General features: G+C 57.5%; 15 protein-coding genes and 2 pseudogenes. 8 read left to right on the top strand and 9 right to left on the bottom strand.

The genetic code is table 11. From position 1 onward, the window contains the following. Window positions 1-78: 78 nt before the first annotated feature. The 8 genes and pseudogenes from EJ076_RS01740 to ectB all read right to left on the bottom strand — a co-directional run bounded on the left by EJ076_RS01740 (window position 79) and on the right by ectB (window position 10436). Window positions 79-1248 (bottom strand): Xaa-Pro peptidase family protein, encoded by a 1170-nt coding sequence (locus EJ076_RS01740; protein WP_063169356.1) that lies wholly within the window; start codon window positions 1246-1248, stop codon window positions 79-81. 81 nt (window positions 1249-1329) lie between these two features. After that, a complete protein-coding gene (locus EJ076_RS01735) occupies window positions 1330-2598 on the bottom strand; it encodes an acetyl-CoA carboxylase biotin carboxylase subunit family protein (RefSeq protein WP_082826583.1) in 1269 nt (422 codons plus the stop codon). A 313-nt stretch (window positions 2599-2911) separates the two neighbouring features. After that, window positions 2912-3355, bottom strand: coding sequence for an aspartate 1-decarboxylase (gene panD, locus EJ076_RS01730; protein ID WP_063169354.1), 444 nt, complete (start codon window positions 3353-3355; stop codon window positions 2912-2914). A gap of 986 nt (window positions 3356-4341) precedes the next feature. Continuing rightward, a pseudogene (locus EJ076_RS01725) lies at window positions 4342-5535 on the bottom strand (IS256 family transposase). Window positions 5536-6291: 756 nt separating this feature from the next. Beyond that, on the bottom strand, window positions 6292-6759 hold the full coding sequence (locus EJ076_RS35610; protein WP_224571101.1) for a transporter substrate-binding domain-containing protein: 468 nt from the start codon (window positions 6757-6759) through the stop codon (window positions 6292-6294). Further along, on the bottom strand, window positions 6737-7105 hold the full coding sequence (locus EJ076_RS01715; protein WP_063169352.1) for a GNAT family N-acetyltransferase: 369 nt from the start codon (window positions 7103-7105) through the stop codon (window positions 6737-6739). Before EJ076_RS01715 ends, EJ076_RS35610 begins: the two co-directional genes overlap by 23 nt. A gap of 328 nt (window positions 7106-7433) precedes the next feature. Beyond that, window positions 7434-8894 (bottom strand): aldehyde dehydrogenase family protein, encoded by a 1461-nt coding sequence (locus EJ076_RS01710; protein WP_063169351.1) that lies wholly within the window; start codon window positions 8892-8894, stop codon window positions 7434-7436. 225 nt (window positions 8895-9119) lie between these two features. Then, on the bottom strand, window positions 9120-10436 hold the full coding sequence (ectB, locus tag EJ076_RS01705) for a diaminobutyrate--2-oxoglutarate transaminase (RefSeq protein ID WP_063169350.1): 1317 nt from the start codon (window positions 10434-10436) through the stop codon (window positions 9120-9122). 621 nt (window positions 10437-11057) lie between these two features. On the opposite strand from ectB, the gene EJ076_RS01700 reads away from it, so the two are divergent. From EJ076_RS01700 to EJ076_RS35445, 8 genes are all read left to right on the top strand, one after another. Then, window positions 11058-11522 carry an Lrp/AsnC family transcriptional regulator gene (locus EJ076_RS01700; protein ID WP_063169349.1) on the top strand — a complete coding sequence of 155 codons (465 nt, stop codon included), beginning with the start codon at window positions 11058-11060 and terminating at the stop codon, window positions 11520-11522. Window positions 11523-11997: 475 nt separating this feature from the next. Continuing rightward, complete coding sequence (locus EJ076_RS01695; RefSeq protein WP_063169348.1) at window positions 11998-13683, top strand: GMC family oxidoreductase N-terminal domain-containing protein; 1686 nt, start codon at window positions 11998-12000, stop codon at window positions 13681-13683. Window positions 13684-14453: 770 nt separating this feature from the next. After that, a complete protein-coding gene (locus tag EJ076_RS01685; RefSeq protein WP_063169347.1) occupies window positions 14454-15575 on the top strand; it encodes an alpha/beta hydrolase in 1122 nt (373 codons plus the stop codon). A 224-nt stretch (window positions 15576-15799) separates the two neighbouring features. After that, window positions 15800-16672, top strand: coding sequence for an ectoine/hydroxyectoine ABC transporter substrate-binding protein EhuB (ehuB, locus tag EJ076_RS01680; RefSeq protein WP_082826582.1), 873 nt, complete (start codon window positions 15800-15802; stop codon window positions 16670-16672). 59 nt (window positions 16673-16731) lie between these two features. Then, complete coding sequence (gene ehuC / locus EJ076_RS01675) at window positions 16732-17403, top strand: ectoine/hydroxyectoine ABC transporter permease subunit EhuC (RefSeq protein WP_063169346.1); 672 nt, start codon at window positions 16732-16734, stop codon at window positions 17401-17403. After that, window positions 17400-18068: an ectoine/hydroxyectoine ABC transporter permease subunit EhuD gene (gene ehuD, locus EJ076_RS01670; RefSeq protein ID WP_063169345.1), complete on the top strand. Its 669-nt coding sequence runs from the start codon at window positions 17400-17402 to the stop codon at window positions 18066-18068. The genes ehuC and ehuD overlap by 4 nt, the downstream gene beginning before the upstream one ends. Window positions 18069-18187: 119 nt before the next feature. Continuing rightward, a complete protein-coding gene (gene ehuA / locus EJ076_RS01665; protein WP_063170381.1) occupies window positions 18188-18964 on the top strand; it encodes an ectoine/hydroxyectoine ABC transporter ATP-binding protein EhuA in 777 nt (258 codons plus the stop codon). A gap of 562 nt (window positions 18965-19526) precedes the next feature. Beyond that, entirely contained in the window at window positions 19527-20195 is a 669-nt protein-coding gene (locus EJ076_RS35445; RefSeq protein WP_176477193.1) for a hypothetical protein, read from the top strand. 248 nt (window positions 20196-20443) lie between these two features. Here the strand turns inward: EJ076_RS35445 and EJ076_RS01655 are convergent. After that, window positions 20444-21514, bottom strand: a pseudogene (locus tag EJ076_RS01655) (IS5 family transposase). Window positions 21515-21529: the final 15 nt, after the last annotated feature.

The raw sequence follows: 21529 nt of genomic DNA, 5'->3' as shown, positions 1-21529 counted from the left end.
AAGGTAGGCGACATCTCGTCGACCGGCAAGATCTATTCCGGACGTCCGCGCTGTCGTTATGACAAGCCATATTCTAATTTAGATCTCAAAAATCTTCCGGGGAGCAGTGGTCAGTACCTCGACGCCGGAGTCTGTGACACGGAACGTTTCGCTGATGACGTATCCAAAATCCTCCTCGATCCAATTACCTAACATCAGGTGAAAGGTCATGTTTGGTAGCAACTCTGTCATATCGCCATCCTTAAGGCTTGCGGTCGGCTCCAACCAACCAATGCCGTGTGCATAGCCGCAACGCGTCTCCTTTTTGAGGCCCCGCTTCTCGATGCTGCGATTGAAGGCGTTGGCAACATCGCTGCAAGTCGCTCCTGGCCGTATCGCATCAAGAGCGACCTCAAGGCCGGCGACTTGGATCTCATGCACGCGACGTAGACGATCGGAGGGTGAGCCGATCGTGTAAGTGCGCATAAGCCCAGCACAGTAACCATATCGCGCACCGCCGATTTCGAGATTCACCTGCGATCCATAGCGAAAAACGTCCTCGCTCCACGGAATGTGGCACGTTCCCGTTCGCGGTGATGAACACAAACTTATTCCCTCGATCCCGCTTCCTGGCTTACCGTTTGCGCCGCGCACCAACGTTGCCACAATTTCCGCGCACGCGTCTGCTTCACGCACCCCGGGGCGTATTACCTCAGCAGCGCGTCGAATCGCGGCGTCTGAGATTGCCGCCGCCTCCCGCATTACAGCTATCTCGAGATCTGACTTGATGAGCCTTTTCCAAGTGACCGCCTTAGTAGCATCGACGATCGTGGCACCAGGCAGGCGCATCCTAAACTTTTTCGCCGATTGCGATGGAAGGCAGCATAGCTCGATTCCTATGCCTCGACTCGCGAGGCCGACGTCCTCCAAGTAATCGACTACCGCGTCATAGCCATCCTTGTCAGGATTTCCAATATACGCTTCGGGGTATGCGACGATTTTGTCGCGCTCCATAAAACATTGATGAATGGCTGCCGGCGCATCACAGCGGCGCAGAATGAACGTCGGTTCCTCTTCTCGTATCGAAACCACAACGGCCTGAGGAACATAGGCTGATAGCGCGGTGTACCCCGTGAGATAGGTAATGTTATGTTGGTCGGAAACGACGAGCGCGTCGATATCGCACCGACCCATTTCGAACTTCACCGAGCCGAGCCGGCGAAGGTATTCACTTCTAGGGAATGCCTGGGGTCCCTTGGATATATTCATAAGTTTGAACTCCAGCTATGCTTTTGACAACAAGGCGAGCTATTGCGGGTAAGAGTTCTTATGCTGGCGACGGATCACCTCTCAGTTGGGGGGGAGTCGTGGGGCTGCAGATCGCTCCTGTTCGCCCGACGGCGGTGTGATAGACCAAGCGATTAAGTCGACAGCTCGTTGGAGTATCGCTTCGGTCTGAGCAAGGCTGGGTGAAACGGCGACGACATGTCCTATCCAGTCTCGAAAATCGCCTTTCCTGAAGATCGGCGCGTTGGGTTCAACATACAATTTGATTTCAGCGACACCTGGTACCGCGATCGCCTGACTGCCGCCATCGATCCAATCGAGGGTGCCGTCGCAATCAGCAACTAGGAACCGCGCGGCTGCGGTCTGCAAATGCCTTCTGCGCAAATCCCATTCCTCGCCGACGACAAGCTTGATGTGCTCGGTGACCAGATCGACACCGCTCGCCAGTTGGACCAGTTCAGGCTCAAGCGCACCAGCAAGACGCGGATTCACTTCGATTACAACCGGGCCATGATTAGTCAACCGGAGCTCGATGTTCGTTGGCCCCCAATTAAGGCCAAGAGCTTGCAAGCACCTCAGCGAAACATCAACGATACGGTCATGATCGTCTTCCGCAAGCGGGGCCGGGAAGGTCGTTTCACGGAAGACGAAATGCGGTGGGGGGCCGAAATCAACGGCGACAATCCCAATAACCTCATTGCCCATTATCTCCACGCTATAAAAAGGGCCGCGCGCGAATTCCTCAACCAATATCCTCGGCGAAGACGGCCAGATGTGCTTCCCACCCAACAGATAGGTCGTGTGGTCAGCTAACTCATCGGCGTTGCGGCACAATCGGACACCGATGCTACCGCTGCCGATTGCCGGCTTAACAATTACGGGAAAGCCGATCTCCGCGACAGCGCTTTCTACTTCTGCCACATTCAGCGCCATGCGATAAGCGGGTATCGGAACTCCGGCTTCCGCAAGTAGCTGGCGCTGAGAGAATTTGTCACAGCATCGTTCAATCAATTCGGGGTTGGGTCCCGGTAAGTCGAAATGCCGACATAGTTTGCCAACGGTTGCATAGACCGACTCGTCGATGCCCGAGAAGCCCGTGATACCAGCGATGTCATTGGTCTCACGCAGCCTGGAACATTCGCGAATCAAGGTATCAAGATTGGTTGTATCGACACGGATTGCCTCGCTTCTTTCCGCCGCAAGATACTCGTACTGTGTTGGATCAACTGATAGTGTAATTGGATGAAAGCCAAGACGCCGGGCCGCGTGGATGTATCGTATTCCATTACCTCTTGCATGGCCTTCAACCAGGATGAGAGCTTTCCTTGACATTGGCTGTTCTCCACTCTGCGTTTTTGTCGATAGGTCGTTTTGCCATCGTGGACCTCAGACTTAAAGACAACGATCCAAGGCCAAACATTCCGTGAAATTGGTCGCCTCTACCCGCAGCCGCTGGCTGAAGCTGAAGTTGCCTTTGGCGCAGCAAAATCGTCTTCCCAGATCTGGGCAGAACCGATTGGGCTTGATGGCAACTGACCGAATAGTGGCCGAGTGGGATAATGCACTGTATCGCGTACCAGAGTACTGGGGACGAGTACGCCCTTGACCGGGACCCGGCGCCACGAGCTGTCACCGAAAGGCCCTACTAGGGAGTGAGTTTTAGCGCGTTATCGCCGGGAGAGCCCTCGCGAATCGAGAACGTTATCCTTCCATCGTCGTCTATTGCACCCTCGTAGAACATGTGGTCGCAGATAGAATTATCCCGGTGGAAAGTCAGCACTCGCGGCTTGATCTCCACCATCTGATGCTCCTCGATGTATGCGGAGGAGCAAACGATTATTTCGTCCCCGACCTGACAGGTGCGAGCAGCGGCTCCGTTCAGCACGCAGCAACGAGAACCCCGCTCTCCATAAATCACGTAAGTGCTGATTCGAGCGCCCGATGATTTATTCCAGATTTCAACGAATTCCATTGGAAGGATGCCGGCTTCGTCGCAGTGATCTGGATCCAAAGTTATTGAGCCCCGGTAGTTCAAATTCGCGTCGGTCACAGTTATTCCATGAAGCTTGGCGGCAACAAATTTTCTCATCTACATTTCCTCTCGGCGGTGGGACACTGCGTCGACAAGCGATTGCTGTGTCTTGGTTTCAGGATGGATGGATGGACGTTCTGCGATTTGTCGTATTGTGGTTCTTAGGACAAAATTGATTACTCTGGCGTGGCCAGCACGAGACAGTCAGGCGAAGGCTGGTTGTGGTGGGCGGAGGCATTGCCGGCCGGCTGTCCCCCATTGGTAATGCCATCCGATACAGTTCCGACATGTTCCGTTCCTTTAATTAGTTGTGATTTCAGGTGACTGTGCCAATCGGCCCGTTCAACTGGATCGCACACAAAGTTGCAAACCTCGTGCCAAACTGGCTAATCAGGCCGGAAACAGAAATGCGTGATCTCTTTCAGCTATTTAGGTGAGCAGACCACGGATCGGATCAAGAAGGCACGTCGCGGACGCGACAAAATGTTGAGTGTAGGACGGGTTGAGGTGGCGCCCTTCTGCTGGTGGTCGTGCGGCCGATCTGGGCATCGTTGACTTCTGGCGGCGGGGATGTCGAGGACGCTCGGGTATTGGCTGTTCGGATCTTAGACGCGTGCAGCCTCATGCCTCGAATGCGGCCGTTTTACTTGTCCCAGTCGAGGCCTGCCTAAATGTTTGATCTCAGGTTTTGATGGGGCATCCTTATCTTCCGAATCAAAGGATGCACTATGGGCCAGGTTCTTCATGGGAGCGCCACGACGACAGAGGCGGTCCGTCGGGCGCCCGCTGATCAAGGGTTTGTTTTCAGCGATGGGATGGTCGCGGGGCTTACGCTCCTAAGGACGACCTTAAGAGCCCAGCCTCGCTACCGTGCCATGATCGCGCAAGGCGGCCCTCGCCGGAGGCGTACCCGAGGATCGCCCCTGACCAACAAGGAAAAGCCGGATCGACGCGGTCATGTATCCTCTAAGAGTTGTCATGACGCTTACCTCCTTCAGGTTGTGTGCGTCAAGTTCTGCAAAATGGGGCGGCCACGATGCTGGTCATGCGGCTTGGCGTAGAGCGAGCTTCTTGTGCTCGCGCAGATCGTCCATGTTGATGTAGCGGTTGGCCTCCATCCAGTTCTCGTTGGTCTCGCAGCCAGCGCCCTGACGAGGCGCAGGCAGCTTTCATTGGGGAAGATGCGCATGACATTGGTGCGCCGGCGGATTTCCTCATTGTGCCGTTCAAGCATGTTGGTGCTCTTGAGATGCTTGTGATGCTGGCGCGGCAGGCAAAAGAAGGTCAGCGTGCGCTCGATGGTCTCCTCCACCCAACTCGTCAGTCGCGGATAGCGGCCCGACCATTTGGACAGCCATGCGGCGAGATCGGCCTTGGCCTCGGCGAGATCGCGCCGGTCATTAGAGCCAGCGCAAGTCCTGCAGGCAGTCGGCGCCGTGCTTTCTCGGCAGGTGATCGAGCGCGTTCCTGAGGAAGTGGACGTAGCAGCGCTGCCAGGCGGCTTCGGGGATCACCTCGCCGATCGCCGCGACCAGGCCGGCATGATTGGCGGAGACAACCAGCTCGACGCCCTTGGGGCTGCGCGCCTTCAGCGCGACGAGGAAATCCCTCCAGGCCGAGCGGCTTTCGCGATTGGCCATCTCGACGGCCAGGATCTGGCGCCGGCCGTCCCAGTCGATGCCGACAGCGATCAGCACCGCCTGGCTCATGACGACGCCGGCCTCACGCACCTTCTCTTAGCGCGCATCGAGGATGAGGTAAGGAAACGGCTCTTGAAGGGGGCGCCTGGCAAAGGCAGCGAGGCTCTCGTCCAGCCGCTTGTTGATGGCCGAGATCGACGAGGCCGAGAACGCATGGCCGCACAGCTCTTCCGTGATCGCCTTGACCTTGCGGGTCGACACGCCCTGCACATACATCTCCGCAAGCGTCGCCACCAAGGCCCGCTCCGAACGCTGGTAACGCTCGAGAAGCTCGGTCGAGAAGCGGCCGGCCCGGTCCTGCGGAACCCGCAGCTCAAGCTTGCCGACCCGCGTGACAAGGGTGCGGCCGTAATAACCCGAGCGGTAGCCGAGCCGCTCAGGTGTGCGCTCGCTCTTCGAAGCCCCCAGCGCCTCGTCCATCTCGGCCTCGAGTACCTCCTGCATCACCGCACGGATCACTTCGTGAAGTCCGTCCGGGTCCGAAAGCAGAATGTCTTTGATGGCAGCGCTGCCGGTCTTACTTTCAATCTTGGTCATGGTGGCGTTCCTTCGCGGGAATCGGTGACGTGAACAATCACCAGCCTGCCATGACCGCCCTCTCTCAGCGAATTTGCAGAACTGTCAGCACACACCCTCCTTCATCACAAACCCAACCGAACAACTGGGCAGGTGTTCCAAAAAACGCCGAGTTCCAATAAGGACTCAGGTCCTGGTCCGCTATTGTCACCCCTTCCAAGTCGATGTGTTCGTCACAAATCTTGCGCAATTGAGAAAGGTCGCCCGGGCGTACAACTCTGATTTCCACAGTATTCTCCTGCTTCTCGTTCCGGCACACGTCAGGGGATTTGCTTGCGCAGTTGCCTGATGTGGCAGGTGAGCCAGCCCGCATATTGGCCGTCGTATTGTGGGCCGCGACGCTCACATGTGCGCACCCGATGAAGTGTAGATGTGTTTGTTTCAGGCAATGAGGCGCGTCTTGTGAGCACCGCCACGGTGGACCTGAAATCGCCTCACAGACGCTTGCCCACTGAACACGTCCCCGCCATGACCGGGGACGTGTTAAGGCACATTGCCTTCAGCCTCTGCAGAGGTCAGCGGTCTTGCTGCCGTCCGCAGGTTGTCTTTGCCGTAGCCGTATTTGCCGAATACTGCCATCATTTCGCCAGAGCCAACATAGTCCTGCATACGGCATTGAACGCGTCGACCGCAGCCTGCTCGTTGAGCTCGAAGGCGATAGCAGGATAGTTGGCTGGCGCGATGAACGAATCGGCCAGCTCAAGGCTGTGGTCCTTCTTAACAAGTCCAGTCGCTGTAAAGTAGTCGAGGGCACCGGCGGCGGCGCGACAGCCTGTCCGCCGGCGGTCCGGCGACCTGCATGATTTTGTCGTCGGCGATGCCTGACTTTTTCGCGTCCTGGACCGCGGTGTAGCCTGTATCACTGACGAAGGTGAGTCCCTTGTCACGCACATCCTCATAAGAATGCAGCCCTTCCGGGTTGCCCTTAGGCACCAGCAGTGCGCCTCTCTCCGTAGCGATCGGTTCGCTGAACAGCACGTTGCGGCAGCGCTCCGGCTTGATCCACATGCCGGCCGTGATGAAGTCGAAGCGGCTAGCCTGCAGGCCGGGGACAAGTGAGCCCCATTCGGTTACGACCGGCTCGATTCTATTCTCGTGTTTTTGCGCGACGCACGCAAATGCCAGACAATCCGATCCCCAAATTAATTCCCAGCACCGCAGGTTATTTGGTGTCCGCTTTTTCAACGAGACGCTCCATGAGCGTGCTGTAGGCGACAAAACCGGTGTGAGACCAGAAGGTCTTGCGGCCAGGATTGGTCTCCAGCACGTCGAGGAAAATCCTTGATTTGTTGTGGAAACGAGACCGAATAAGCAGCTCAAGGGTCCTGCAGCCAATCTCCGAACGTCGGTGTTGGCAGCTGACGTAGAATTGCCTCAAAAAGACGCGTTGCCCACTCGGCTCCGCATTGTCTGGCTCCAAACGATGAGTGGCGAGGCCCACAATCTCGCCGTTCTGGCTGAAGAGGTCGACCATCCAAATTTCGCGATTCACCAACTGAATAAACCGCTCCTTGAGTTCTGAAACCGTCATCGGGGTTTCGATGCTTCTCGGCCTCGATCAACTCGCGGTTCAACATTGCCAACTTGTCGAAATCTTCGGCGGCAGCTCTGCGAATCTCAATTGTCTCTGAAGCACTGTGATCCTCTCCTGACCCATGCGACCCACGCAGCGGGCTAGGCAATGCGCTCCTACATGTCCGTGGTGGGTAAAGCCCGTCCGCAGCCAAAAATCCTATGATTAGAGTTGTTCTCGATGACCTCCGATACGGATTCTCTCGCCGGGCTTATTTCGATTTGGTCGAGGTCATTGAATCCTGCATCGCCCGACAGCCGCGCCGTCGGTAGGGATCAGCAAGCGTTCAATTTCCAGATGGTGGCTGCGAGAGGCGGATACCAACGTTTCTCGTCTGAACGTAGCCGTCCAGCGCTTCCTGACCCTTCTCCCTGCCGTAGCCGGACTGGTTTATCCCACCGAACGGTGTTTCCACCCCGCCCACATACCACCCATTCACGTACACTTGACCGGCCCAAAGGCGGTCGGCGGTCCAGAGGGCCCGGTCAATATCCCGCGTGAACACGCCCGCTGCCAGACCGTGAACGGTGTCGTTCGCGAGATTGACGGCCATTCCCGGATTATCGAACGTGGTAACGGCAAGAACAGGACCGAATACTTCTTGCTGGAAGAGATTGCTGTCTCGCGCGACATCGGCAAACACCGTGGCCGCCATAAAGTAACCGCTCCGCTCCGAAAGCGCAGTCCCGCCGGTTACGAGTCGCGCGCCCTGCGAGAGGGCCGTCTGGCAGGCCCGCTCAACTCCTTGTCGTTGGTTTCGGGAGATCAACGGGGTGATGTCGCAGTTTTCGCGTCCTGGACCGACCGACAGTCCTTCGACGCAGACCCTCACTCTTTCCACCAGTTTGTCTGCAATAGAACGTTCCACAATAAGACGTGTAAGGTTGTTGCAATTCTGGCCTGCATTCAGAAAGGTCCCGACGCGTACCGCTTCCACAACGCAGTCGAGGTCGGCATCGGAATACACAACTGCAGCCGACTTTCCGCCCAGTTCCATTATGCAGGGCACGATCCGATCCGCTGCCGTCTTGAGCACCGTCCGCCCAGTAGTAATCGAGCCCGTGAAGACGATGTGGCGAACGTCGGGATGTTCGATCAGCGCCTGGCCTGCCGTTTGGCCGTATCCAGTGAGCACGTTGACCGCTCCGGCAGGCAGCCCCGCTGTCTCACAGGCACGCGCAAGTTCAACTCCGGAAAGGGGAGCTAGTTCCGGCGACTTCACCACGACTGAGTTGCCGGTTGCGATGGCGCAGGCCAGCGAGCGGGCCGTCAGTTCAAGTGGACCATTCCACGGAACGATCTGGGCGGACACGCCGAAGGGACTTCTGACTGTGTAGTTGACCAGGTTGGCCCCGCGCGGGATCGAGCGCCCTTCAAGTTTGTCGGCCAAGCCACCATAGTATCGCAGGTATCTGATGGCGGTCTGAACCTCGCCATCGGCAAGTTCCAATGCCTTCCCCGTCTCCGCGCAGTTAATGGCTGCGATCTCGTCGAAACGCGCTTCAAGGGCGTCGGCAACGCGAAACAACATGCGACCGCGATCATACGGATGCATGTCTATCAGCACGCGGTCGCGAAAAACGCGGTGAGCAGCAGTAACGGCAAGCTCGATGTCTTGGGGTCCTGCTTCAGCTACGACAGCAATCGTTTCGGCGCTCGCCGGGTCATCGACCTCGATGCGTGTGCCGGACACAGAATCCCGCCACTCGCCATCGATATAATTTTTGACTACGTCGTTGCTGGCCATCCAGTCCTCTTTCTTATCGCTCGATTTTCTTCGAATTGGCGCAGCGACAGTGGTCGGCGCCGCAGGAAGAACGGCAACCGTGGTATCGGTCCGGCAGTGAAAGCCCTAGTCTGCCGTTCAGCCGCTCCGAGTTCGCCCACTGCCACATGCCACGGAACGGCCTTCCCGTTCCGTGACTGCGAGCGGCCCGATTTTGGACCTGCTAGTGGCCCGGTGCTTTGTCGGCTAGCGAGCCGCGCCTCCACCGTCGAGGGTAGTCGCTACTGCGCCAATGCTGTCGCGAATGATGGACAGACCACGCCGAAGGTCAGCCTCGGCGATGGTGAGGGCAGTCATGAACTTAAGCACCTCACCGTATGAGCCGGCGATCTCGATCACCAAGCCCCGACGAAAAGCCTCCTGGGAGACCAGACCTGGCAAGGAGTGGTGCTTCGGTGAAACGAGTCCGTACATCAGACCGCGGCCTCGCACGCTCAGGCCGAGGGTGGGGAATTCCTCGGTAATCGCGTTGAGTTCTTGGACCAAGATCGCAGACTTGCGAGCGATCTCATCCTCGAACTTGGAGTCGGACCAGTAAGCTTCGAGGGCCGCACGAGCAGTGACGAAAGCATAGTTGTTGCCTCTGAAGGTCCCGGTGTGTGCGCCCGGGGCCCAGACATCAAGTTCAGGCTTGATGAGAATAAGGGCCATTGGGGTTCCGATCGCCGACAAAGATTTGGACAGGGTAACGATGTCCGGCACAATTGCAGCCGCTTCGAAACTGAAGAAACTGCCCGCGCGACCGACCCCGGCCTGGATGTCATCGAGGATCATCAAGATTCCGTGCCGCGACGTTAGCTCGCGCAGCCGTTGCAGCCAAGTAACGCTCGCAGCATTGATGCCGCCTTCACCTTGGATCCCTTCCAGGATCACCGCGGCAGGTTTGTCGAGGCCACTGTTGGGGTCATTGAGAAGCTTTTCGAAGTAATCGATTGTGTCAACTGACGCCCCCAGGTAGCCTTCGTATGGCAACGATGTCACATGGGCGAGGGGAAACCCGGCAGCGGCCCGGTGCTCCTTGTTTCCCATCGCTGCCAATGCTCCAGCGCTTTCCCCATGGAACGAGTTGGTAAACGAGACGATGTTCGATCTCCCGGTCACCTGGCGAGCCAGTTTTAGACTCGCTTCGACCGCGTTCGTACCTGTGGGGCCGGGAAACTGTAATTTGTATGTCAGACCACGAGGCTTGAGAATGTATCGCTCGAAAGCTTCGATGAAGGCTTTCTTGGCCGTCGTGGCAAGGTCCAGCCCATGCACAATTCCGTCGCGCTCGATATAATCCAGCAGCGCCTTCTTGATGACGGGGTTGTTGTGCCCATAATTCAAAACGCCTGCACCGGCGAAAAAGTCGAGATATTCCCGACCGTCTGCAGCGATGAGAGTGGTCCCGACTCCGCGATCGAATAGGGCGGGGAAGGCGCGGACGTAGCTGCGCACCTCAGACTCCAGGCGATTGAAAACCGCGAGACCTGCATCCATTTCAGGTGCGAATTGCTTGCTCATAGGCGAACTCCTCAATCTGAAGCCTGCAAAGCCAGGCCTCTTCTGCTTTATGAAGTGGCGTGTAGGTGCCGTTGTGAGACAATAGCGCGCTACATTGGGCGCCTTGCGCAAATTCTGAGCGGCGGGATGCAGTAATTATGCGAAATTGCCGGCAGGTTGCATAAGGCCGGCGGTTTGTGTGGCTGCGGTGACGATTTTTCCCAACCACCTCAAGACGGCTGCATTTGATGCAGCAACCGGGGCAGGCGAACCTAGCGCTCGATTCCCTATACACAGATGAGACTCTTGGCAGCGTGAGCCAACGAATGGAAGCCGAAGCGCGGAAATAGAGGTCCCCCCTATCATCATCGTCCAGTCGGCTTAGCGTTTAAGTTCCGAGACGTTTCCTCGGCCGAACTGGGCGCAAGGCCTCGGCTTTTGACCGTCGGCTGCCATTGTCAGTTGGGCGATGGTGGACAGCACTCTTCGGCCAATGGCTATAACTGACGTCGAGGACGATAGCCGACTTTGGTCCCATGCCTGGCCTGATCGTTTGGGCTTCCGTCTGCGCGGGGTTGAGGCTACAGTCGAGTGCATATCGCAGTTTTTCTGCGCAAATTGCAGCTATTCCGGAGAATGACCATGGAATTGGATCGGATAGATCTGAAAATCTTAAGCGCTGTTCAGCGCAACAATCGCCAAACAACGGAAGAATTGGGCCAACTGGCCGGTATATCGCCCACGGCCTGTCAGCGGCGATTGAAGCAGTTGCGACAAATTGGCGTAATTGAGGCTGATGTTGCAATCGTGTCGCCTGAGGCGGTGGGCAGGTCCCTGATGATGCTGGTCTTGGTCGACATTGAGCGCTATCGTTCCGACGTCATCGATCGCTTCAAGCAGTCTCTACAGAAGGCGCCTGAAGTAATGAGCGCGTATGCGGTCACCGGTAACGCCGATTTCGTTCTCCTTCTCTCCGTGCGTGACTTGGCAGAGTACGACGCATTCTCGAGGCGTTTCTTCTTTGATAGCCCGGCTGTTAGAAATTACAGCACGATGATTGTGATGGATCGCACGAAGGTAACCTTGGCGGTGCCAATCGATGTATAGAACGCGCAATCTTACGCGCATTCAACAACTGGTTGATCCGATTCACCGATGACTGGCGCAAGGGTCAGCCGCCTTGCCCGCCGGCCATGATTGGGACGGGAGTTTTCGTACCGCTAAAGCGGCGATGGAGCGCAAGGCGAAGCATCATTCTGCTCCTTACAACGGCCTCGTCAGCGCGATGCTGCAAAAGCACTTCTGGACCTACCGGGCTGCATTCTGATGTATCTCGCGATAGGTTTGTCCCCTTCAGTCGCGATGCGCTTTGTCCACTTAAGTCACGACGCTCCGGCATCGCCTTCAGCCCTGATGGACTGCTGGCAAGGTCATGTTTAAACGTTCCGCCCCGTTGGGAGGCCGCCATAATGCGAATCTCTTAAGAATGCGCTGATTTCCTGCGTCCTGCAAGATAATTGCGCGTTTTTGCTTGCTCGCCGTCTGCTAGATTTTTGCCCGACTCAGACATTTGCGAGTTTGCGTGGTTTTCGATTATATCGTCGTGGGTGGTGGCTCCTCTGGATGCGTGATGGCGAGCAGGCTCTCCGCCTATGGCGCTCGCGTGCTGCTCATTGAAGCTGGCCCTGATACGCCGCCGAATGCCATTCCTGACGACATCCAGGATGGCGACCCAACGCGTGCTTACCTTAATCCCGGTTATCGATGGCAGTCACTCCACGCGACAACGGTGCGAGGTGGCCGCAAGCCTGTCCATTACGAACAGGCGCGCGTCATGGGTGGCGGCTCCAGCATCAATGCCCAAGTCGCCAACCGCGGCGGGCCCGGAGATTACGATGAGTGGGCCTCAAGCGGTGCAACGGGCTGGGGTTGGGAAGACGTGCTGCCCTACTTCCGTCGTCTAGAATGCGATTTGGATTTCGGCGGGGAATTTCATGGCACGAACGGCCCCTTGCCAATCAAACGTGTGCGCCAATCAGACTGGTCGGGCTTCATCCGGGCAATCTCCGATGCTTACGATGCTTTGGGGCTTCATTTCAGGCCAGACTTCAATGGTGCATTCGGTGATGGCTATTCAGTTGTCCCATTGACCAACCGCAATGGTCATCGGGTCTCCTCCGCGATGGCGTACTTACCCGAAACCGTCCGCTCTCGCCGCAATCTAACGATTTTATCCGAAACGACAGTTGCGCGGCTGACCTTTTTGGGAACAACGGTAACGGGGGTCGAGACGGAGAACAAATCGGGCGTGCAATCGTATAGCGCTTCTTGCGTTATCCTGTGCGCAGGAGCACTCCATTCACCCGCCATATTGATGCGCTCCGGGATCGGCCCCGCGAAGGAATTAGTACAATTCGGAATCCCTATCGTTGCAGATTTGAAAGGTGTGGGCCAGAATCTTCAGGAACACCCCACGATTTGCGTTTCGGCCTATTTGAAGCCGGCCGATCGCTTGTCACCCGGCGTGAGCGAATATATTCAGATGCACGCCCGCTACTCGTCGGGTTACGAAGGCTGCCCGTCGACCGATATGGCAATATCGACTGTTGCCAAATCATCCTGGCACCCGCTGGGGAGGCGCCTCGGCACTCTCGCCGTGTGGGTCAATCGCAGCTACTCGACGGGAACTGTGGCGCTCAAGGGTAGTTCGCATAAAATAGAGCCGGAGGTCGATTTCAACTGGTTGAGCGACAAGCGGGACGCCGAGCGCCTCAAGCAGGGCTTTCGCTTCATAGTCCGCCTGCTGCAGCAAGATTCGCTGTCCTCTGTGGCGCTGGACCCGTTTCCGTCAGCGTTGAATGCGCGAGCGAAGCTGGTGAGCAAGGTCACAAGCACAAACTATGCACTCACGTCATTTCTGGCGCTGCTCATGGACGCGTCGCCGCGGCTGCGCCGTGGGCTGATTAGGCGCGTCATAACGGATGGGGATAGCATTTCCGATCTCGTCAACGACGAGAAACATCTGGATCGGTATATTCGCCAGAACGTCATCCCAAGTTGGCATCCGACGTCGACCTGCAGGATGGGGGCAGCCGCGGATCCTGGCGCTGTGACCGATCCGTCGGGACGCGTTCATGGTATTTTGGGTTTGAGGATCGCCGACGCTTCCGTCATGCCATTTTGCCCTCGGGCGAACACAAACATTCCGACGATTATGGTGGCTGAGAAATTGGCCGACACAACCTTGAGAGACGGCAGACGGAGCTAGGCCAGGCGGCATGTACATTCTGCCGGAGCGCTGCCGCAATGTGGTGTTCACCGAGCCGCTTGCTAAGTTCACCGAAGCCCTGCTCATGCCGAATGGCAATCCCAAAAGACCAGCACTCCTTTGACGATATTCGTGATAAGGGCCTAACGCTGGTCACCACCGCCGGTTCCGACACGGTCACGACCGCCAAAGACGCGGGCATTCCGGAGGATCGTGTCATGCAGGTCGCCGGCCAGGCCGAATTCTTGCAGGCAGTGAAGGTCGGCCGCGCGGCGGCGGGGTCGCTAAACTACTTCACGGTAAGGAGCTCGCTGACAAGGTCGACAGCGTTGAAATGGCAGATCCGTTCACCCCGCCGGCTGGGAAGGCCGGCTACCCAAGTCTCGCCTTCCTGCCCAATCAGCAGGCGGTCGATGCCTTCAACGAGGTATTGAATACTTATATCGGCTCCGACCAAATGATGCAGTCGGTCAAAATACGGCTACACCAAAATCAATCTGCCGGACGGCACCAAGACCGGCGACCTGTGCAAGGGTTGAAATCTTGCGGGGAATGCCACCCATGCACCTAAAAGGCTCCCGGCCGCAGTGGCTGGGCGACGACAGAGCAAAGTGACAAGACGCGAGGCTCCGGGGTGCCGATTTCCGGTATTCAGACGAGATAGTTCGGCAACGTGGCATGTGAGGCTGCTACGCTCAGGAGTGAGCAATGGCAGTCCATCTCGCATGTCGCAATGCCGACCTGATGCCCCTCCTTTTGCCGAGGAACCGATGATCACCAAGCATCGCGTATCGGTTGATGGTGTCGAGACATCGTACTGCGAGAACGGAGCTGGTAGGCCGATTGTTTTCCTGCAGGGGGCGGGCTTCCGTGCAGAGGCTAAGAGTTCCTTTGTTCGGCAGCTGAACGGGCTATCCGATCAATTTACGGTAGTAGCGATTGATCAACTCCATTTTGGGGGAACGGATTATCCTGCTGACTGCAAATACATTAACCGGCTCGGTCGTGTGAATCATGTAATTAGCTTCCTCCAACAACTGGGTTTGAAGCAGATCACGCTAGTCGGCCATTCAGAAGGATCATTCGTCGACGCGCGGGTCGCGATCGTGCGTCCCGATCTTGTTTCTAAGCTTGTCCTGCTGACCGCTAACTCCGTGTCGCCGGCGTTCGGAGATGACCGTGACGAAGCTTGGCTGGAGGCCTGCCGGCAGGCTTACGGCTGTTCCGGCCCGATGCCGAGCGAAGAGGAATACATCACCGCACGGCGGAAAAGCTGCCGCGCCCACGGGCAGGATGTGGAATGCGCCGAGCGAGAAGCCTATCGGCGGGCCGCGGCTCGGGGACAATGGGAGATCTGGCAGAGATTGCCGGAAGACGAGACAAACCTGCATCGTTATCCACTGCTGCAGCAGAAGTATATCTTCCCCTACCTTGATCAGCTTCAGGCCCAGACGTTGATCATCTGGTCCAAGAACGACCCTACCGCGACGCCGGAGCAAGGGATCAACCTGGCGAAGCTGATCAGGAATTCAGATTTCCATCTGCTCAATAATGCCGGCGATTCCGTCCAGGTTGATCCGGAGCGAAGCCGTGAACAGACTCATCCGTCAATGGCACGAATGATCAACTGTGACGGGAACAATGCTCGGGCCAGCGTCTCCGAGGCGAATCTCTCAGCGGCGTGTCGCATACGACGAACTTGTGCCCTGCCATGGCAACAAGGGCATAGCCCAGGCGGTGGCGCCCATCCAACCGGGCAGGGCAGGAGTCATGCAAGACGTGGTGTGCCTCAGTTGGCCATACCACAGCTCGCGATTGTTCACTTCCAACGAACCACGGGGATGACGGAAATGTGCGTATGCACCCAAAAATCACCGAATTTCTGCGAATAACTTGCATTTCTCGCACAAAGCACCACAGCTGCGCTGCTACGCTCACGAAGCATGCACAAGTGGCGTAGCAAAGGATCGACTGGAGGAATCTATACCTAAGTGGGGACCCTGCAGCTCACACGATGATGGGAACCGCCGGACTACAAGCTCAACAAATGATGCAATGGTCTTTTCCCGAGGCATATCGGGAGACCATCGGCGATGCGAAAACGGAGGACTAACCAGTGGTCAAGTGGAAACTCGACGAATGCTTTAAGGCTGCAATCTTGAAGAGGATTGCCGCGCTCGGCCTGGCGGCGATGACAATCTCGTCCTTTGCCGGTTCGGCCTCGGCGGAGTCGCTGCTCGATAAGATTAAGAACGGAGAAACGATCCGTCTTGGCTTCACCAATGAGCCTCCCAGTGCCTATCCTGGTGCGAACAACGAGCCGCTTGGCCTGGTCAATGTGATGACACTGGACGTTCTGAGAAAGATGGGAACGACCAAAATCGAGCCGGTCGTAACCGATTGGGGTTCCCTTGTCCCGGGCCTCCAGGCTGGTCGCTTTGACATCATCACGGGCGGCATGTGGATTAAGCCGGAGCGGTGCCGCAACGTCCTGTTCAGCGAACCGATCGCATCGAGCAATGATTCGATGATCGTGCCGAAGGGCAATCCGGAAGCGCTGCATTCCCTCCATGACGCTCAGAAGAAGGGGCTTACCCTGGCCATCATGACGGGTACCACCGCAGTCGAGCAGGCGAAGAAATTAGGTTTCCCTGACGACAAGGTTATGCAGGTCGCCGGACCGCCCGAGGTCGTACAGGCTGTAAAGGCCGGCCGCGCCGCTGCCGGCTCGCTCTATAGTCTGAACGCGACGACTCTTGCCGAGCAGGATCCCAGCATTGAGGTGGCTGACCCGTATACCCCGCCGGGACCGAATGAACATCCCGCCATAGCCTTCCCGCTCAGCGAACAGGCTGCGGTAGACGCGTTCAATGCTGTGTTGAAAGACTATATTGGCTCTGACGAAATGATGGCCGCGGTCGGCAAATATGGTTACACCAAACGCGATCTCCCGGATGGCAGCAAGACCGCTGATCTTTGCAAGGGCTGAAGCTATGCGTCTGACCGCTCCCCGGCCCTTGGCCGGTAGGCGGTCAGTGGGGAGGGCATATGAGTAAGGTCGATCTCAGCTTTATCTTTGCCGTGCTCACCAAGGGCGTCATGACTACGGTCATCGTCACTCTTGGCGCCTGCGTCGTAGCGATCGTCCTTGGGCTTTTCGTGGGCCTGACCCGAGTCTCTCCCCGTCGGCAGTTGCGCTGGTTCAGTATCGCCTACATCGAATTCTTCCGCGGGACGTCCATGCTGGTTCAGCTCTACTGGTGGTTCTTTGTATTGCCGATTTTCGGTATTTTCCTGTCGCCGTGGACTGTCGGAATTTTGGGGATCGGAATGAATGCCTCTGGCTACGCAGCCGAGTATGTCCGCGCCGCCATTCAGGCCGTTGATAGGGGCCAGTATGAGGCATCTACAGCGCTCAATTTTTCGCGGCTCACCATGATGCGGCGTATTATCCTCCCACAGGCAATGCGCGCCATGCTGCCGACCTGGGGTAACATGCTCATCGATGTGCTTAAGGGTAGCTCGCTCGTCTTCTTCATCACCATTCCCGAATTTACTAGCGCCGCCAAGCAGGCGGCCGACGCAACTGGCGATTATATGCTGTTCTTTGCGGTTGCACTATTCGGTTATTACATCATCGCGCGCGCCCTCATCACTCCTTTCGTGCGCTGGCTGGAACGCCGCGTCTCGCGCGGTTTCGTTCGGGAGCAGGTGGCTTGAAGATCTGGGATTGGTCTTACGTATGGGAGGCTTTCCCATATCTCTATCAGGGAGCGATCGTCACCATTGAGGCTACGCTGCTCGGGTTTGCGATCGCGCTGATATTGGGTCTTGTCTTCGCGATGATTCGCCAGTCGCCAAACCGCTACGTCTCGACCACCATGGCGGAGATCGTGGAGTTTATCCGTTCAACGCCCTTGCTGCTGCAGTTGTTCTTTGTCTATTTCGTTGGTCCGCAGATCGGAATCTTCATTCCTGCCTGGACGGCGGGAGTTGGCGTGCTGGGGATCCACTATGCAGCCTATTGTTCCGAAGTCTTCCGCGGCGGCATCGAGAATGTGGATGGCGGCCAGTGGGAGGCCTGTACGGCACTAAACCTTTCGCGAACGCGGACCTGGCGAACAATCATTCTGCCGCAGGCGATCCCGCCCATGGTGCCAGCTCTGGGCAATTACTTCATCGGCATGTTCAAGGACACGCCGGTCCTGGCGGCAATCTCGATCTTCGAGATGCTGCAGCAGGCGAAAAATTTCGGGGGCAATAACTATCGATACATAGAAGCGATCACTATGTGCGGCTTCTTCTACTACGTGTTCAGCTTGGTTGCTTCCGCTATCGTGCAGTCGGTCCGCGTCTGGCTCAACCGCCGCTACCATCTGCAATAGGGAGGCCTTATACTATGAGCGAATTTGTGCTTCGCTTCGAGGACGATCTCACGAAGCGCCCTAGGGCATCAGCCAGGCGGGACGAGCTTGACCTCGATATCAGGCGCAGCGAAAAAGTCATGAACGAACCCATAGTTCGCTTCGAGAACGTCACAAAGCGCTACGGCGCGTTGACGGTGCTGGACGAACTCAATCTCGAGATCGCACGCAACGAGAAGGTGTCCATCATTGGTCCGTCCGGCTCGGGCAAGACCACCGTTCTGCGCATGCTGATGACGCTTGAGCACATCAACGGGGGGGTGATATGGGTCGACGGTGAACCGTTGACGCATACGCAGAAGAACGGCCAAATAGTGCCGGCGAGCGAGCGTCATCTCCGTCGCGTGCGTGCCAAGATCGGTATGGTGTTCCAGCACTTTAACCTGTTCCCGCATATGACTGCTCTGCAGAACTGCATGGAGGCGCCGATCTCCGTCCTTGGGCTCTCGAAGAAGGAGGCGGAGGCCCGAGCGGCAGAGCTGCTCGACTTGGTGGGCCTCGGCGACAAGAAGAACCATTTCCCGATCCAGCTTTCCGGGGGCCAGAAGCAACGCGTGGCGATCGCTCGGGCGTTGGCCATGCGGCCCAAGGTGATGCTGTTTGACGAGGTGACATCAGCGCTTGACCCGGAACTGGTTGGAGAGGTGCTCAACGTCATCCGCAAGCTCAGCGCCGAACATGACCTCACAATGCTGATGGTCACGCACCAGATGGGCTTTGCCAAGGAGTTCTCCGATCGCGTGTGCTTCTTTTCTGGCGGTAAGATTGTCGAGCAAGGCCCGCCCAGCCAGCTTTTAGGCAATCCGCAAAACGAGCGAACGCAGCAGTTTCTCAATGCGGTGCTGGAGACGAGGTGAGTTGCGGGTTGTGCCGCTAGTTGAGTTATCCCGTGGGTGGCTTCCGGGCAGGAACTGGTCCGTTCGGAGCAGGCTGCCCTGCGACGAACCTACGCGCGGTTTTTCAGGGCCGGGTTGATGTCGAGGTTACTGCCCCAGTTCATTCAGGACTGCATAACTAGGATCGTCCGGTCCAAGCCCCAGATTGGTCGAGTTAGGTAAATAGCGCTGCCCGTTCGGCAGTTGCGAGCTTGAAGATCTGATGTGCGTTCAATCTGCCATTCAGGGCATCTGGGCTCTGGAAAGTGCCCTAACACGATTGTCTGACGGCGGACGCAAACCCGGTATCCTACAGGCCCGGGGAGGGTCGCACAAGCGTTCTGCGGTTTCCCAGTTTTTACGGCTTTCATGCGAATGCACCAAAACAATGCCGACTTACTGCGCCTGGAAAGGCATGTTTCTCTGAAACAGCCGTTTCGACGCTGTTAAATTCGTGCATTCAGAGAGAACCTGTATCGCGCAGGTGATGGGCATTTGCTGCCGAAATCACCATCTTAGCTGCTTCCAGAAGAAGGATGCTTCCGTGACAACTCAACAAAGGGCCCTCGGAATTATTGGGCTGGAGATCGGACTTCCGCCTCGTGAATTTCCGCCACCGCAACCGGAGTCGGTCTTCAACCCGGCAACTTTCGACTTCCCAATTATAATAGAGACCGCGGCCGGGGCTTTGGAGGAGAGGGTCATTCCCGGTGATGCTTCTCTCGAGCCGGCCTACATTGCAGCTGCCAGGCGGTTGGTCGAGCGCGGAGCAGTCGCGATAACCGGGGACTGCGGGTTCAGTATCCGGTACCAGGCTGCAGTGGCCGCGTCTGTCGAAGTCCCGGTGGCCATGTCGAGCCTGCTACTGGCGCCCACGCTACTCCGGCAGCTTCCAGCTGACGCAAAGCTCGCCGTTGTGGCCGCAGACTCAAGACACTGCGGCAAAGAGCTGCTGGGCATAGATTCATCCGCAGAGGCAAGAGTAGTCATCGGCGGCATTGAAGGTGACGCGTGGCCGGCTGGTGTTGTTGAAATGGAGTCGGAGGTTGCAGCCTGTGTCGCGCGACTTGGCGCCGCACATCCGGGGATTGCCGCCCTCCTATTTGAATGTACATTGTTCCCGATGGTGACGTCAGCAATCCGTCGTAGGACAGGACTGCCCATCTATGACGCCGCGACCCTTTATCGGATGACATTCGCGTCCGTGGCTTGACCGCTTGGAGGCCACTATCCCAAAATATGAGCTCATGTCTGGTATGAGTTGCGGCTCGTTATTGTAACACACGTCCGCATCTTGTCGAATACTCTGTCGAGACTGGATCCTCGATTTCCGAGGTCAGGACGCGGTGCCTGAGATGCAGGTTGGATTTTTGGAACTCGTGCTGGTCGACCGTGATCCAGACGCTAAGCGGCGACCGACTTCGGCCGGAGTTGAAGCAGGGCGATCAAGGGCCACAAAAATCACTTCAGCCACCTGAGCAGGAGGGAGAAGTTGTATCCGGCGGCGGCCAGGACGGCGTTGAGGGCGTCGCCCTGCTGGCCGGCGAGGTAGTTGCGGCCCATGCGGTGTTCGTTCTTGATGTGGCCGATATGACGCTTGCCAGCGTGTGGCCGTCATAGGGATTGCCGGGCAGCGCTTTTGCATGCAGGGCGAACTGGCCGCCCTTGGAGCGCTTCAGCGTGGTGGCCACCGACACCTTCACACCGAACTCGTAGGGCATATGCGCCTTGCCCTTGCCAATGCATTCCACCTCGTGCGCGTGCAGGCTGTAGATCTTGCGGCCGCGCTGGCGCTGGCGTTGCTAGAGAACGGTGGCGGCCTGGTAGAACGGCCATTTGAAGAGCGCGTCCAGCCCCGCATCGCCGGCGATCTGGCGAGAAATGTCGCGAATGGTCCGGCCGAGATAGGTCTTGAGCCTGCGCAGCGCCTTGTTGGCCCGCTTGAACTGCTTGGCGTGGGCATAGCGCTGGTGGCTGATCAGCGCCAGCTGATAGCTCTGGCGCAAATGGAGCTCCTTCCCTCTTGGCCAGCCGCACCAGCCGTTCGCGCGCCCGGTTGATGAGCTTGGCGTCGGTCGGGAACATGACGTTCTTCGGCTGCACGGTTGTGTCGACGATCACCTGGCGCGTGTCGGCCGGCTTCATCGCCCCGGTCTTGACCGCAAGGCTGAGGCTCTCCTGCAACAGCGCCACGATCCGCTCCTCGCCCATGCGGCTGCGCCAGCGCGTCATCGACGAGAGGTCGAACGGCAGCGTATGGCAAAAGAACGTCTCGCCGGTGAGATACTGGAAGTAAGGGTTCTCCACCCAGCGCTCGCACAGCACCTCATCCGACAGGTTGAAGGTGTGCTTGAGGATCGCCAGCCCCGCCATCAGCCGGGTCGGCAGCGGCGGCATGCCGGGGCCGTCCGAATAGACGGCGCCGAAACGCTCCTCCAGCACCGGCCGGTCGATCGCCTGCTTCATGTTGATGATCTGATCGAGCCTGGAGCGGAACAGGTCCTGCTCTCCCGTCTCGCGTGGCTTGGACATTCGCCGTCCCCTCGA

Origin of the sequence: Mesorhizobium sp. M7D.F.Ca.US.005.01.1.1 (assembly GCF_003952545.1) — a bacterium.
GTDB classification, from domain to species: domain Bacteria; phylum Pseudomonadota; class Alphaproteobacteria; order Rhizobiales; family Rhizobiaceae; genus Mesorhizobium; species Mesorhizobium loti.
Note: the sequence above shows the minus strand (reverse complement) of the source record. Positions and strands in the feature narration are given on the sequence as shown.

Excerpts from the sequence above, each read along its gene's own strand:
- EJ076_RS01740 (WP_063169356.1), bottom strand. The coding sequence starts at position 1,248 with ATGAATATATCCAAGGGACCCCAGGCATTCCCTAGAAGTGAATACCTT.
- EJ076_RS01735 (WP_082826583.1), bottom strand. The coding sequence starts at position 2,598 with ATGTCAAGGAAAGCTCTCATCCTGGTTGAAGGCCATGCAAGAGGTAAT.
- panD (WP_063169354.1), bottom strand. The coding sequence starts at position 3,355 with ATGAGAAAATTTGTTGCCGCCAAGCTTCATGGAATAACTGTGACCGAC.
- EJ076_RS01715 (WP_063169352.1), bottom strand. The coding sequence starts at position 7,105 with ATGACGGTTTCAGAACTCAAGGAGCGGTTTATTCAGTTGGTGAATCGC.
- EJ076_RS01710 (WP_063169351.1), bottom strand. The coding sequence starts at position 8,894 with ATGGCCAGCAACGACGTAGTCAAAAATTATATCGATGGCGAGTGGCGG.
- ectB (WP_063169350.1), bottom strand. The coding sequence starts at position 10,436 with ATGAGCAAGCAATTCGCACCTGAAATGGATGCAGGTCTCGCGGTTTTC.
- EJ076_RS01700 (WP_063169349.1), top strand. The coding sequence starts at position 11,058 with ATGGAATTGGATCGGATAGATCTGAAAATCTTAAGCGCTGTTCAGCGC.
- EJ076_RS01685 (WP_063169347.1), top strand. The coding sequence starts at position 14,454 with ATGATCACCAAGCATCGCGTATCGGTTGATGGTGTCGAGACATCGTAC.
- ehuC (WP_063169346.1), top strand. The coding sequence starts at position 16,732 with ATGAGTAAGGTCGATCTCAGCTTTATCTTTGCCGTGCTCACCAAGGGC.
- ehuA (WP_063170381.1), top strand. The coding sequence starts at position 18,188 with ATGAACGAACCCATAGTTCGCTTCGAGAACGTCACAAAGCGCTACGGC.